Here is a 13,523-nt window from a genome sequence, read left to right as displayed (position 1 = left end):
CACCGCACATGAACATTCCCCGCACCGCCCTGGCCCTCGCGCTCGGCGCCCTCTTTGCATCGAGCGCCTTCGCCCAGGTGTCCGACGACACCATCCGCATCGGCTTCATCAGCGACATGTCGGGCATCTACCGCGACTACGACGGCCCGGCCGGCGCCGAGGCGATCCGCATGGCCATCGCCGACATGGGCGGCGCCATCAATGGCAAGAAGATCGAGCTGGTCACGGCCGACCACCAGAACAAGCCCGACATCGCCGCCGCCAAGGCGCGCGAATGGTTCGACGTGAACAAGGTCGACATGCTGATCGGCGGCGTGAACTCGGGCGCGGCCATTGCCATGGCCGGCGTGGCGGCCGACAAGAAGAAGCCGTACTTCGTGGTGGGCTCGGGCGCGTCCAGCCTCACCAACGAGTACTGCTCCCCCTACACCGTGCACTACGCCTACGACACCGTGGCCATGGCGCGCGGCACCGCGAGCGCGGTGGTCAAGGCCGGCGGCAAGAGCTGGTACTTCGTGGCGGCCGACTACGCCTTCGGCGCCGCGCTGCAAGGCGACGCCACCAAGACCGTGCAGGCCAGCGGCGGCACGGTGGCGGGCTCGGTGAAGCACCCGCTGGGCGCGAGCGACTTCTCGTCGTTCATGCTGCAGGCGCAGAGCTCGAAGGCGCAGGTGCTGGCGCTCGCGAATGCGGGCGGCGACACGGTGAACGCCATCAAGTCGGCGGCGGAGTTCGGCATCAGCAAGAACATGAAACTCGCCGGCATGATCATCACCATCAACGACGTGCACGCGCTGGGCCTGAAGGCCTCGCAGGGCATGTACCTCACCGACAGCTGGTACTGGAACCAGAGCCCCGAGTCGCGCGCCTGGGCGCGGCGCTTTTTCGACAAGCACAAGCGCATGCCCTCCTCCTTCCATGCCGGCGACTACTCGGCCGCGCTGCAGTACCTGCAGGCCGTGAAGGCCGCGGGCAGCGACGACGCCGACAAGGTGATGGCGCAGCTGCGCAAGACGAAGTTCAACGACATGTTCGTCAAGGGCGGCTGGCTGCGCGACGACGGCCTCATGGTGCACGACATGCACCTCATGCAGGTGAAGGCGCCGGCCGAATCGAAGGAGCCGTGGGACTATTACAAGGTGATCGAGAACATCCCCGGCGAAGCCGCGTGGACCACCAAGACGGAGAGCCGCTGCGCGCGGTGGAAATCGGCATGAACCTCACCACCGACGTGAAGCGCGTCGCCGTCGTCGGCACCGGCGTGATCGGCGCGAGCTGGGCCGCGCACTTCCTCGCGCACGGGCTCGACGTGAATGCGACCGACCCCTCGCCCGGCGCCGAAGACCGGCTGCGCGCCGCCGTGGCGCAGCACTGGCCGACGCTGGAACGCTTCGGCCTGGCCGAGGGCGCCTCGGTCGGCCGCCTGCGCTTTCACGACAGCCTGGAAGACGCCGTGGCCGTGGCCGACTTCGTGCAGGAGAACGGCCCCGAGCGCATGGACTTCAAGATCGACCTGTTCCGCCGCATGGACGCGGCCGCGCCGCCGGAGACCATCCTCGCGTCGAGCTCGTCGGGCCTGGCGATCAGCGGCGTGCAGTCGGGCTGCGTGCACCCGCAGCGTGTGGTGTTGGGGCACCCGTTCAACCCGCCGCACCTGATTCCGCTGGTCGAGGTGATCGGCGGCGAGCAGACCTCGCCCGACACCATCGCCCGCGCGATGGCCTTCTATGCCGCCATCGGCAAGCGGCCGATCCACGTGAAGCGAGAGGTGAAAGGCCACATCGCGAACCGGCTGCAGGCTGCGCTGTGGCGCGAAGCTTTTCATCTCGTCAACGAAGGCGTGGCGAGCGTGGCCGACATCGACACCGCCATCGCGCACGGCCCCGGCCTGCGCTGGGCCGTGATGGGGCCGTTCATGAATCTGCACCTCTCAGGCGGTGCGGGCGGCATTGAGCATTTGCTCGCGCACCTGGGCGGTCCGATCGAAGACTGGTGGAAGGACCTGGGAGCACCGTCGATGACGGCCGAGCTGAAGCAGCAAGTGGTGCAAGGCGTGGACGAAGCCCTGGGCACGCGCCACACGGCCGACCTCGAAGCCGCGCGCGACACCCTGCTGTTGAACCTGATTCGCGCCAAGGCCGAGACGGGTACGCTGGATTGACATGACCGACTTCCTTCTCGACGACACCCTGGTCGCGCCGCCCCGCACGGTGCGCATCGACTTCGACGACGGCTCGTTCGTGCTGCGCTCGCCGACGGCGCTGCAGCCGTACGCACGCTGCATCGGCGAATGGATCGAGTGCTGGGCGCGCGAGACGCCCGACGCGCTGGCCTTTGCCGAGCGCGATGAGACGGGCGAAGGCTGGCGCAGGCTCGACTACCGCGCACTGCGCGCCGCCGTCGGCGCGGTGGCGCAGGGCCTGCTCGACCTGGACCTGCCACCAGGCCGACCGGTCGTGATCCTCTCGGACAACGCCATCGACCATGCCGTGCTGATGCTCGCGACGATGCACATCGGCCGCACGGCCTGTTCGCTGTCCAGCGCCTACTCGCGCATGGCGAAAGACCCGTCGCGGCTGCACGGCATGTTGAAGGCGCTGCAACCCGGGCTGATCTACGCTTCCGACGCGAAGGTGTACGGCGCATCGCTCGCCGGCTGCGGCGTCGACGCGGTCACCGTGTTCAGTCGCAACGCCGAAGCGCATCCCGGCGCGATGCCCTTCGACCGGTTGCGCGCGACGAAGGAAACGCCCGCCGTCATGCAGGCCTTCGCCGCCGTGGGCCCCGACACGCACGCCAAGTACCTGCTGACCTCCGGCTCCACCGGCCAGCCCAAGGTGGTGATCAACACGCACCGCATGCTGTGCGCCAACCAGCAGATGATGGCGCAGACCTGGCGCTTCCTCGCGCAAGAAAAACCGGTGCTCGTCGACTGGCTGCCATGGAGCCACACCTTCGGCGCGAACCACAACCTGCACATGGTGCTGTGCCATGGCGGCGCGCTCTATATCGACGAAGGCCGGCCCGCGCCGGGCCTCATCGAGAAGACCGTGCGCAACCTGCGCGAGGTGAAACCCACGCTGCTGTTCAACGTGCCGCGCGGCTTCGACATGCTGCTGCCGTTCCTCGAAGCCGACGACGCGCTCGCCGCCGAAGTGTTCTCGCGGTTGCGCCTGGCCTTCTACGCGGCGGCCGCGCTCGCGCCTTCGACCTGGCAGCGGCTCGAAGCCGTGGCGCGGCGCGTGCGGCCCGCGCGCCCGCTGTGGCTCACCACCTCGTGGGGCGCCACCGAGACCTCGCCCGCCATCACCTCGGCGCACTGGCAGCTCGACGGCGCCGGCTGCATCGGCGCGCCGCTGCCGGGGCTGGAACTGAAGTTCGTGCCCAACGGCGAGAAGCTGGAGATGCGCGTCAAGGGCGTCTCGGTGTTCCCCGGCTACCGCGACGCGCCACGCGAAACCGCCAGTGCCTTCGACGCCGAGGGCTACTACCGCATCGGCGACGCGGGCTTTCTTGCGAACCCCGGCGACCCGGCGCAGGGCGTGATCTTCAACGGCCGCGTGGCGGAAGACTTCAAGCTGTCGACCGGCACCTGGGTGTCGGTAGGCACGCTGCGCGTGAAGCTGGTGTCGCTGCTGGCGCCGCATGTGCAGGACATCGTGCTCACGGGCCACGACCGCGACGCGATCGGCATGCTGGTGTTCGCCAGCCCGCAAGGCGCCGCCCTCGCGCCCGAAGCCCTGGCCGCGCGCATCGCCGGGGTGCTGCGCGCCCTGCGCGACGAAGGCGCGGGCTCGTCGCAGTGCCCGGCCTGCGCGCTGGTGCTGGCCGAACCGCCCAGCCCCGATGCGGGCGAGATCACCGACAAGGGCTACATCAACCAGCGCGCCGTGCTCACGCGGCGCGCGGTCGAGGTGGCGCGGCTGCATGCGCCGGCGCCGGGCGATGCGGACGTGATCCGCGCCACCTGAACGCGGCGGGGTTGGAGAACCCGGGAATGTTTTCTACGATGGCCGGGCCACCCGCCATTTCAACTTCCCGGAGACGCCGCCCATGTCCACCCCACCCTGCGTGACCTTCGAAGCGGACGGCCCCGTCTGCACGCTCACGCTGAACCGTCCCGACAAACGCAACGCCGTGGACGGCGTGGTGGCCGCCGCGTTGCGCGCGGCCTTCGAACGCTTCGAGGCCGACGACGCGCTGCGCGTGGCCGTGCTGACGGGCGCGGGCGGCCATTTCTGCGCGGGTGCCGACCTGGGCGCGGTCGGTGATCCGGCGCGCCGCAACGAGCTCGACCCTGACGGCGGCGGCACCGGCCCGATGGGCCCGACGCGCATGGCACTGTCCAAGCCGCTGATCGCGGCGGTGAACGGCTACGCGGTGGCGGGCGGGCTCGAGCTGGCGCTGCTGGCCGACCTGCGCGTGGCCGACGACGACGCGGTGTTCGGCGTGTTCTGCCGCCGCTGGGGCGTGCCGCTGATCGACGGCGGCACCGTGCGGCTGCCGCGCCTCGTGGGCATGGGGCGTGCGCTCGACCTGATCCTCACGGGCCGGCCGGTGTCCGCCGCCGAGGCGCTGGCGATGGGCCTGGTGAACCGCACCACGCCACCGGGCGGCGCGCTGGCCGCCGCGCAGGAACTGGCGCGGCAGATCGCCGCCTTTCCGCAGCAATGCATGCTGGCCGACCGGCGCTCCGCCTTCGAGCAGTGGGACCTGCCGCTGGCCGAGGCGCTGCGCCGCGAAGGCGCGCAGGGCGTGCCGATCGTCGCGGCCGAAGGCGAAGCCGGCGCCGCGCGCTTTGCCGGCGGTGCGGGCCGGCACGGCACCTTCACCGGCTGATTCAAGCGCGCCGCCGCAACGCCGTGCGCAGCGCCTTCGCAAAGCGCGGGTCGGCCATGGCGCCCACGTTGAAGCGCGACCAGCGCGAGACCTGCGTCGAGTCGACGCTGAAGATGCGCCCCGGCGCCATCACGATCTTGCGCGGCAGCAGCTCTTTCGCGAAGGCCAGCGAGTCGTCCACGCCGGGCAGCGCGGCCCAGATGTAGAGCGACTGCGGGCTGCGCGCGAAGACCTCGGCGTCCACCGCGTCGAACAGCTTCAGCGCGTCGCGCGTGGCCTCGCCCAGCCGCTGCTGCAGCCGCTTGAGGTGCCGCTGGTAGTGGCCCTCGCTCAGGATGACGTCGACCGTGCGCTCGCTGTACTCCGAGCTGCTCACGTGGATCAGCGCTTTCAGGTCGGCGAGGTCGCTCGCCAGGTCGGCGCCGCAGGCGATGAAGCCCACGCGCAGCGCGGCCGAGAACGATTTCGAAAAACTGCCGATGTAGATCGTGCGTTCGAGCTGGTCGAGCGCCGAGAGGCGCGGCAGCGCCGTGGGCTTGAAGTCGGCCAGCGGGTCGTTCTCGACGATCAGCAGGTCGTACTTCTGCGCGAGCTGCAGCACGCGAAAGGCCTTGGCCGGCGAGATGTCGGAGCCGGTAGGGTTGTGCGCCAACGACTGCGTGAAGAACAGGCGCGGCCGTTCGGCGATGAGCAGCTGCTCGAGCACCTCGAGGTCGGGCCCGTCGGCGAGGCGCGGCACGGCCAGCATCTGCGCACCCGCGAGCTTGAGCTTGCCGAACAGCGGGTAGTAGCCCGGGTCGTCGACCAGCACCTTGCCGCCGGGCGGCACGAAATAACGGATGACGATGTCCATCGCCTCGTTGGCGCCGTGCGTGAGCACGATCTGCCGCGGCTCGGCGCCGATGCCGAAGTCGGCCAGCTTGCGCACGAGGTGGTCGCGCAGCGGCGCGTAGCCGAAGCGGCTGCCGTAGCGGAACAGCGCGCCGAGCCCCGTGCGCACGACCTTCGGGTGGTACTTGTCCAGCCGCACGTCGGCCAGCCATTCGACGGGCGGAAAGCCGTCGCCCACGGCGACCGCATCGGGCTGCGTCTTGAGCTGCTCGCGCATGAGCCACACGATGTCCATCGCACGGCCGAGGCTGCCGGCGTCGTCCTCGGCGGGCTTGGGCGTGGCCGTGGCCTGCGCCAGCACGTAGTAGCCCGAACCGCGCCGCGGCTCGACGAGGCCGCGCGACACCAGCAGCTCGAAGGCAGCCACCACGGTGTTCTTGGCGTAGCCGTGCAGCTGTGCGAGTTCGCGCAGCGAGGGCAGCTTGTCGCCGGCCTTGTAGGCGCCGCTCGCGATCTGGCGCGCGAGGGTGTCGGCGAGCGAATCGGCGATCGTGGTCATGGGCTTGGACTGTGACACAGCGAGGCGTGGCGGCGCACCACTGTCCGCACTGTCCCGCCAAACTGTGCCTTCCGCGGGCGGTACAGCCGGCCTAAATTGCCTGCTCCCGAATTCACCTTCCGAAGAGACACGCACCGATGGCCGCCGATTCCCGCATTCCCAATTTCCGCGCACTCACGCCCGCCCAACGCCTGGCCCACATCGCACAGGCCGCCGCGCTCACCGACGACGAGGTGGCCCTGCTCGCGCAACCCGGCGCGCTGGGCGTGGAGCGCGCCAACGGCATGGTCGAGAACGTGATCGGCACCTTCGAGCTGCCGCTGGGCGTGGCCGGCAACTTCACCGTGAACGGGCGCGACTACCTCGTGCCGATGGCGGTCGAGGAACCCTCGGTGGTCGCCGCCGCCTCGTTCATGGCCAAGCTGGCGCGCGAAGGCGGCGGCTTCGAGGCCTCGAGCACCGGGCCGCTGATGCGCGCGCAGGTGCAGGTGATCGGCATCACCGACCCGTACGGTGCGCGGCTGGCGCTGCTGCGTGCGCGCGACGAGATCCTGGCCGTGGCGAACAGCCGCGACAAGGTGCTGATCGGCCTGGGCGGCGGCTGCCGCGACATCGAGGTGCATGTGTTCGGCGACACGCCGCGCGGCGCGATGGTGGTGATGCACCTGATCGTCGACGTGCGCGACGCGATGGGCGCGAACACCGTCAACACCATGGCCGAGGCGGTGTCGCCGCTGGTCGAGAAGCTCACCGGCGGCACGGTGCGCCTGCGCATCCTGTCGAACCTGGCCGACCTGCGGCTGGCGCGTGCGCGCGTGCGGCTCGCGCCTTCCGTGCTGGCCACGCGCGAGCGCAGCGGCGAAGAGGTGGTCGAGGGCGTGATCGACGCCTACACCTTCGCAGCCATCGACCCCTACCGCGCGGCCACGCACAACAAGGGGATCATGAACGGCATCGACCCGGTGATCGTCGCGACCGGCAACGACTGGCGTGCGGTGGAAGCCGGCGCGCATGCGTACGCCTGCCGCAGCGGGCGCTACACCTCGCTCACCACGTGGGAGAAGGACGCGGGCGGCGCGCTGGTCGGCACCATCGAGATGCCGATGCCGGTGGGCCTGGTCGGCGGCGCGACGAAGACGCACCCGCTCGCACGGCTCGCGCTGAAGATCCTCGATGTGAAGTCGGCGCAGGAGCTCGGCGAAGTCGCCGTGGCCGTCGGCCTCGCGCAGAACCTCGGCGCCCTGCGCGCGCTCGCCACCGAAGGCATCCAGCGCGGCCACATGGCGCTGCACGCCCGCAACATCGCGCTGGTCGCGGGCGCCACCGGCGACGAGATCGACGCCATCGCCAGACAGATGGCGGCCGAGCACGACGTGCGCACCGACCGCGCCGTGGCGCTGCTCGACGCGCTGCGCAAGAAGTAAGCAACGCGGGAGCCTCCCGCACCACGGTCCGCGGCCGACACCGCGGCGGTCGCGCACGCGGCCGTCACACAACCACAGACGGAGACAACTCGAATGAACGCAGACAGTGCAACGCCCGCCCGCTGGCGGCTGGTGGAGATATGGGGCGACACGGCCGACCTGGGCCACCTCGCGTGGTCGATCGCGATCGGCGTCGCGGTGAGCCTCACGGGCTACCTCGTGGCGAGCCGCGTGCTCGCGAGCGTGGTGAACACGCCTGAACTGGCGCGCGCCTACGCAATGCTCGCGGGCCTCGGCGGCTGCGTGGTCTCGGGCGTGATCTGCGCGAAGCTCTTCACGCCCAAGCGCGAAGTGGTCGAAGGCACCGCCGCCGATCCGCGCTGGCGCGAGGAGGTGCTGGCCGAGCTGGCCGCCGAGCACGGCGACCTGGGCTCGGTGGACGACCTGCCGCCCGTGGTGGTGCGCGAGATGAAGGAGCTCGAGATCTACGAGCTGTTCGCGTCGTACAAGCCCCAGGCCGCCAAGGCCGCGGAAGGAGCCGCCTCGTGATCGACGCAGCCCTGTTCAACCAGATCCTCGTCGCCACCGGCATGGGCCTCGTGGGCGCCATCGTGTTCGCGGCCATCGGCCTCGTCTCGGGCACCGACGAAACCACCACGCTCGCACCGCTCACCTTGCTGGTGGTGCTGCTGGGCGTGCCGCCCGAAGGCGTGTTCACCTTCTTCCTGGCCGCCGCCGTGGCCAAGCACATGACGCACGCGGTGCCCACCGCGCTACTGGGCATTCCGGGCGACACCATGGCCACGCCGCTGCTGCAGGACGCGAACGTGCTGCGCAACTTGGGCGTGCCGCACATCGCGCTGCGCAAGATGGTGTCGGGCGCGATCATCGCGGCCTTTCTGGCGGTGCCGCTGGCCGTGCTGTTCGCGGTGCTGCTGGCGCCGTACGGCGCGGCCATCACCAAGGCGGCGCCGTGGATCTTCGTGGTGGCGGCCGTGGCCATTGCCTACTTCTCGAGCGGGCGCTGGGCCTCGGTGGCCACACTGGTGCCGTTCGTGATGGTGATCGTGGCGCTGCAGGCGCTCACGGGCAAGTACGGCGTGAAGCTGAGCATCAGCTACTTCCTGGGCATCGCCATCGGGCCGCTGGTGGCCGACCTGTTCTCGGTGATCTCGCCGGCGGCGCGTGCGCGCATGAAGCGCGACAAGGTCCGCACCTTCTCGCTCGCGCCCGACGTGAAGGGCTGGTCGGGCTACTTCCCGAACCCGTTCAAGGTGCTCGACCGCGGCCAGGTGAAGTGGACCTTCGCGACCGCCGCGATCTCCAGCGCCACCTTCGTGTTCAGCCCCGTCGCGATGACGGTGGTGCTGGGCGAGCTGGTCGGCTCGCGCATCAAGCATGCGTACCACCGCCTCACCACCACGCTGGCCGCGCGCAACGGCGTGACCGAGGCCACCTACATCGCCGAAGCCTTGATCCCGCTGATCGCCATCGGCCTGCCGCTGAGCCCCGTGGCGGCCGGCCCCGCCGCGCCGCTGTTCAACGCGCCGCCTGTGTTCACGATCGACTCGGCCACGGGCCAGACCCACAACCTGCACAACCTGCTGAACCACTGGGAGTTCCTCGGCTACGGCATGCTGGCCGTGGTGCTCGCGGCGCTGGTGGCCTACCCCTTCACCATGAACTTCGCGCGCCGCGCAGCGCTGTTCGTCTCGCGCAAGGTGAGCCACGAGGCGATCATCGCGACCTTCGTCGGCTTGATCGTGGTGATCAGCGTGTGGGAAGGCCAGTTGCTCGGGCTCCTGGTGATCCTCACGATGGGGCTGCTCGGCGGCCTGCTGTCGCGTGCCATCGGCTTCAACACGGGCGTGCAGTTCATGGGCTACTACACGGCGGTGTTGACGGTGCCGGCGGTGATCAAGGCGTTCTCCTGATCGGCCAGCCGCACACCAGCAGCGCGTCCATGTGCCCAGGACACTGGGTGCTTCCCGCAGCGAAATCAAGGAGGAGGCCGCAGGCCGGGGGACATTCGCGGAGGGAAGTACCCGGTGGCCTGGGCACACGCCCTGAACACGCCGGCACCCAGTCAGCGCTTCGATGCAGGCTTCTTCTTCGCCGATTCATCCCCACCGAACAGCTTCTCCACCTGCTGCCCCACACGCGCCCCGATCGCCGTGCCCACCCCCGGCAGCACCGCACTGCCAACCGCCGCCCCCGCGAGCGCGCCGCCGGTCATCGACACCTCGGGCTCGGCCACGCTGCCGCCGATCTTCAGCGGCACGCCGACCACGCCATCGACCAGGTCCACCGCCATCTCGCCCGACATCTGCCGGTTGAACAGCCGCAGGTTGCCGCTGGCGGTGAGCACGCCCGAGCGCGCCTTGAGGTTCGTGTAGCGCATCACGATGCCGTCTTCGGTGCCCTGCGTGTCGAGCGTGCCCGTGAGCTCGTCCAGCGCCGTGGTGCCGCCGCGGCTGATGCCGGCGGTGGTCACGGCCTTGGCCAGGTCCAGCCGGGTCAGCGTGGCGGGCTGCACCGAGAAGGTGGTGCGGGTGTGCAGGCCGCGCATCAGCGCGCCCACCTCGCGGGCCTCGGCCACCAGCGAGGTGTGGCCCGAGACCTTGCCAGCCACCGCCGAGCGGCGCCCGAAGGCCTGCACCAGTGCTTCGATGTCGACCTGCCGCGGATCGAGCTCGGCCGACACGCGCAAGCCCCGCCCCTCGGGCAGCACCTCGAGCCGCGCCTGCCCGTTCCACGTGCCGCCCCCGGCGTCGATGCGGGTGCGCCAGCGGTCTTCCGTGCCCTCGCGGTCCAGCCGCAGGCGCACGGGCGATGCGGCGCCGGCGCGCTCCAGACGCAGGTTGCGAGGGCGCCAGTTGTCGTCGAACGTCACCTCGCCGTCGTAGGCCAGCGCGATGTCGCGGCGGTCGATCCAGACCACGTCGCGCCAGCGCACGCGCTCCACCGGCACGGGCGCCAGGGTCCAGGGCGCGGGCAGCGGCACGATGCGCTCGCTTTCCTGCGGCTCGGGGCCCTTGTCCCGGAAGGCGCGCACCGAGGCGCGCGGCAGCACCAAGCTCTCGAGCGCGATCTCGTCGATGGCCACCTCGCGGCGCAGCAGCAGCGGCCACAGGTGCAGCCGCACGCTCACGCGGCGCAGGGTGATGGGCTGGGGCTGGTCGGTCGCCAGCTCGGACAGCGCCAGCACGGGCACCGGCCACAGCGACCAGTGGGCGCCGCCCACCGTCAGCTCGACGCCGTAGCGCTGCGAGAAGCCGGCGGCGATGCGGGCCGCCACCTCCTCGTCGTCGGGCAGGCGCGCGGCCACCACGAGCGCCAGCGCGCCGATGCCCAGCAGCAGCACCGCCGCCGAGCCCAGGAGCCACCGCCGCACCGAAGGGAAGGTCATCGGGCCAAGGTAGCACGCAAAGGCGACTGCGGTTGTCAGCCGTCGTCGCTATAGTGCCCTCGGTGCCCTCGCACCCCCTGTATCGGAGACCCCTGCATGCGTATCTGGAAGAAAGAGATCTCGGTCGAATCGCTGACCGCCAACCACGTGGGCACGGCCGTGGCCGCCCTGGGCATCGAATTCCTGGAGGTGGGCGACGACTTCATCCGCGCCCGCGTGCCGGTGGACGAGCGCACCCGCCAGCCCTACGGCATCCTGCACGGCGGCGTGTCGGTGGTGCTGGCCGAGACGCTGGGCTCCTGCGGCGCGCACTACTCGGCCCCCGAGGGCGACCGCGCCGTGGGCCTGGACATCAACGCCAACCACATCCGCTCGGCCACCAGCGGCTGGGTCACCGGCACGGCGCGGCCGGTGCACCGCGGGCGCACCACGCAGGTCTGGCAGATCGACCTGACGAACGAGGCCGGCGAGCTGACCTGCGTCTCGCGCATCACCATGGCGGTGCTGCAGCCGCGCTGAGCGCGGGCGCGCCCCCGGGGCGCTTCTTCTTTTTTCTTCTCCCGCTGGTACGCCTCTTGCGGGTGGCACCCGTGTTCAGCACGGGGTGGATCGACCACAATCTCGCCCCAGGGAGCGCGTCGACCCCCCATACACACCAACCGAGGAGAAGAAAACACATGTTCAACTGGACTGAAAAGCCGGTGTCCACACTGGCCAACGGCGCGGTCATCGCGCCCGACGAGCGGCTGCCCTGGCTGCAGACGGGCGCGATGGGCATCCAGCACGTGATCGCCATGTTCGGCGCCACGGTGCTGGCGCCGATCCTGATGGGCTTCAACCCCAACATCGCGATCCTGATGAGCGGCATCGGCACGCTCATCTTCTACCTCGTGACGGGCGGCAAGGTGCCCAGCTACCTGGGCTCGAGCTTCGCCTTCATCGGCGTGGTGATCGCGGCCAGCGGCTACGCGGGCAAGGGGGCCAACGCCAACATCGCGGTGGCCCTGGGCGGCATCGTGGCCTGCGGGGTGGTCTACATCCTGATCGGGGCCATCGTGCAGGCCGTGGGCACGGGCTGGATCGAACGCTTCATGCCGCCCGTGGTCACGGGCGCCGTGGTGGCGGTGATCGGGCTGAACCTGGCGGGCATTCCCATCAAGAACATGGCGGCCAGCAACTTCGATTCGTGGATGCAGGCCGTGACCTTCCTGTGCGTGGGCCTGGTGGCAGTGTTCACGCGCGGCATGGTGCAGCGCCTGTTGATCCTCATCGGCCTGATCCTGGCCACGCTGGTGTACGCCGCGCTCACCAACGGCATGGGCCTGGGCAAGCCGGTCGACCTGAGCGGCATCGCCAACGCGGCCTGGTTCGGCCTGCCGACCTTCACGGCGCCGGTGTTCACGGCCAACGCGATGCTGCTGATCGCGCCCGTGGCGATCATCCTGGTGGCGGAAAACCTCGGCCACCTGAAGGCGGTGACGGCCATGACGGGCCGCAACCTCGACCCGTACATGGGCCGCGCCTTCATCGGCGACGGCATCGCCACGGTCATCAGCGGTTCCGCGGGCGGCACCGGCGTGACCACCTACGCCGAGAACATCGGCGTGATGGCGGCCACCCGCATCTACTCGACGGCGGTGTTCGTGGTGGCGGCGCTGATTGCGCTGGTGCTGGGCTTCAGCCCCAAGTTCGGCGCGCTGATCCAGGCCATTCCGCTGCCGGTGATGGGCGGCGTGAGCATCGTGGTGTTCGGCCTGATCGCCATTGCCGGCGCCAAGATCTGGGTCGACAACAAGGTCGATTTCTCGCAGAACAAGAACCTGATCGTGGCCGCCATCACGCTGATCATCGGCACGGGCGACTTCACGCTGAAGTTCGGCGACTTCGCCCTCGGCGGCATCGGAACCGCCACTTTCGGCGCGATCATCCTCTACGCCCTGCTGGGCCGTTCGCGCAACGCCTGAGCGCAGACAAAGTGAAACCTCGTGCAATAACTGTTGTGCGGGGTCAGTGAACACGGCGCCGGCCATCGGGCTTTGGCCGGCGCCCGTTAGACTCCAACGCTTTTCGCACCGACGTTCACACACGTTTTCCAATGGCCGATGTTTCCGCCGCTCGTACCAAGGCGGTTTTCGAATTCAAGAGCGCCACACTGCCGCTGATCGCAGTGATCCTCAAGACAGCCGACCTCGACGTGCTGGCCGAGGCGCTCGACGCCCAGTTGGCGGATTCGCCCGACTTCTTCGAGCAGGAGCCGGTGGTGATCGACCTCTCGCTGCTGCAGGAACAGGCGGCCGAGGGCGGCACCGACGCCCCCGAAATCGACTTTGCCGCCCTGCGCAGCCTGCTGGCGCGCCACCAGACCCAGCCGATCGCCGTGCGCGGCGGCAGCCCCGAGCAGCACGCCGCGGCACGTGAAGCCGGCCTGTCGGTGGCCGCCATGCCCGCGGCCCCCGCGCCC

At 70.0% G+C, this 13,523-nt stretch carries 12 protein-coding genes; 10 read left to right on the top strand and 2 right to left on the bottom strand.

Going from position 1 to position 13,523, the window contains the following annotated elements:
- Window positions 1-8: 8 nt before the first annotated feature.
- The 4 genes from AC07Y4_RS24270 to AC07Y4_RS24255 all read left to right on the top strand — a co-directional run bounded on the left by AC07Y4_RS24270 (window position 9) and on the right by AC07Y4_RS24255 (window position 4,839).
- Entirely contained in the window at window positions 9-1,217 is a 1,209-nt protein-coding gene (locus AC07Y4_RS24270) for an ABC transporter substrate-binding protein (RefSeq protein ID WP_487850389.1), read from the top strand.
- Complete coding sequence (locus AC07Y4_RS24265) at window positions 1,214-2,161, top strand: 3-hydroxyacyl-CoA dehydrogenase NAD-binding domain-containing protein (protein WP_487850388.1); 948 nt, start codon at window positions 1,214-1,216, stop codon at window positions 2,159-2,161. The genes AC07Y4_RS24270 and AC07Y4_RS24265 overlap by 4 nt, the downstream gene beginning before the upstream one ends.
- Window position 2,162: 1 nt before the next feature.
- A complete protein-coding gene (locus tag AC07Y4_RS24260) occupies window positions 2,163-3,971 on the top strand; it encodes a feruloyl-CoA synthase (RefSeq protein WP_487850387.1) in 1,809 nt (602 codons plus the stop codon).
- An 82-nt stretch (window positions 3,972-4,053) separates the two neighbouring features.
- Window positions 4,054-4,839 (top strand): crotonase/enoyl-CoA hydratase family protein, encoded by a 786-nt coding sequence (locus AC07Y4_RS24255; RefSeq protein WP_487850386.1) that lies wholly within the window; start codon window positions 4,054-4,056, stop codon window positions 4,837-4,839.
- 1 nt (window position 4,840) lies between these two features.
- Here AC07Y4_RS24255 and AC07Y4_RS24250 read toward each other — a convergent pair whose 3' ends face one another.
- On the bottom strand, window positions 4,841-6,229 hold the full coding sequence (locus tag AC07Y4_RS24250; RefSeq protein ID WP_062481803.1) for an aminotransferase-like domain-containing protein: 1,389 nt from the start codon (window positions 6,227-6,229) through the stop codon (window positions 4,841-4,843).
- Between the two features lie 137 nt (window positions 6,230-6,366).
- Between AC07Y4_RS24250 and AC07Y4_RS24245 the strand changes: the two genes are divergently transcribed.
- From AC07Y4_RS24245 to AC07Y4_RS24235, 3 genes are all read left to right on the top strand, one after another.
- Window positions 6,367-7,653: a hydroxymethylglutaryl-CoA reductase, degradative gene (locus tag AC07Y4_RS24245; protein ID WP_487850385.1), complete on the top strand. Its 1,287-nt coding sequence runs from the start codon at window positions 6,367-6,369 to the stop codon at window positions 7,651-7,653.
- A 93-nt stretch (window positions 7,654-7,746) separates the two neighbouring features.
- The gene (locus AC07Y4_RS24240) at window positions 7,747-8,202 is read left to right on the top strand and encodes a hypothetical protein (RefSeq protein WP_487850384.1); all 456 of its coding nucleotides are present in this window, start codon (window positions 7,747-7,749) and stop codon (window positions 8,200-8,202) included.
- 41 nt (window positions 8,203-8,243) lie between these two features.
- The gene (locus tag AC07Y4_RS24235; RefSeq protein ID WP_139140391.1) at window positions 8,244-9,587 is read left to right on the top strand and encodes a tripartite tricarboxylate transporter permease; all 1,344 of its coding nucleotides are present in this window, start codon (window positions 8,244-8,246) and stop codon (window positions 9,585-9,587) included.
- 152 nt (window positions 9,588-9,739) lie between these two features.
- On the opposite strand, the gene AC07Y4_RS24230 is transcribed toward AC07Y4_RS24235, so the two are convergent.
- The gene (locus AC07Y4_RS24230; RefSeq protein WP_487847752.1) at window positions 9,740-11,062 is read right to left on the bottom strand and encodes an AsmA family protein; all 1,323 of its coding nucleotides are present in this window, start codon (window positions 11,060-11,062) and stop codon (window positions 9,740-9,742) included.
- 96 nt (window positions 11,063-11,158) lie between these two features.
- On the opposite strand from AC07Y4_RS24230, the gene AC07Y4_RS24225 reads away from it, so the two are divergent.
- From AC07Y4_RS24225 to AC07Y4_RS24215, 3 genes are all read left to right on the top strand, one after another.
- Window positions 11,159-11,581, top strand: a complete 423-nt coding sequence (locus AC07Y4_RS24225; protein ID WP_062481810.1) for a hotdog fold thioesterase — start codon at window positions 11,159-11,161, stop codon at window positions 11,579-11,581.
- A 158-nt stretch (window positions 11,582-11,739) separates the two neighbouring features.
- A complete protein-coding gene (locus AC07Y4_RS24220) occupies window positions 11,740-13,026 on the top strand; it encodes a solute carrier family 23 protein (RefSeq protein ID WP_487847751.1) in 1,287 nt (428 codons plus the stop codon).
- 131 nt (window positions 13,027-13,157) lie between these two features.
- Window positions 13,158-13,523, top strand: a 366-nt coding sequence (locus AC07Y4_RS24215) for a septum site-determining protein MinC (protein WP_492742478.1), incomplete at its 3' end; no start/stop codon positions are given.

Source organism: Variovorax sp. GW460-12-1-14-LB1, from assembly GCF_059423605.1.
The sequence above is the reverse complement of the archived record's forward strand: the minus strand, read 5'-3'. Positions and strand labels throughout refer to the sequence as shown.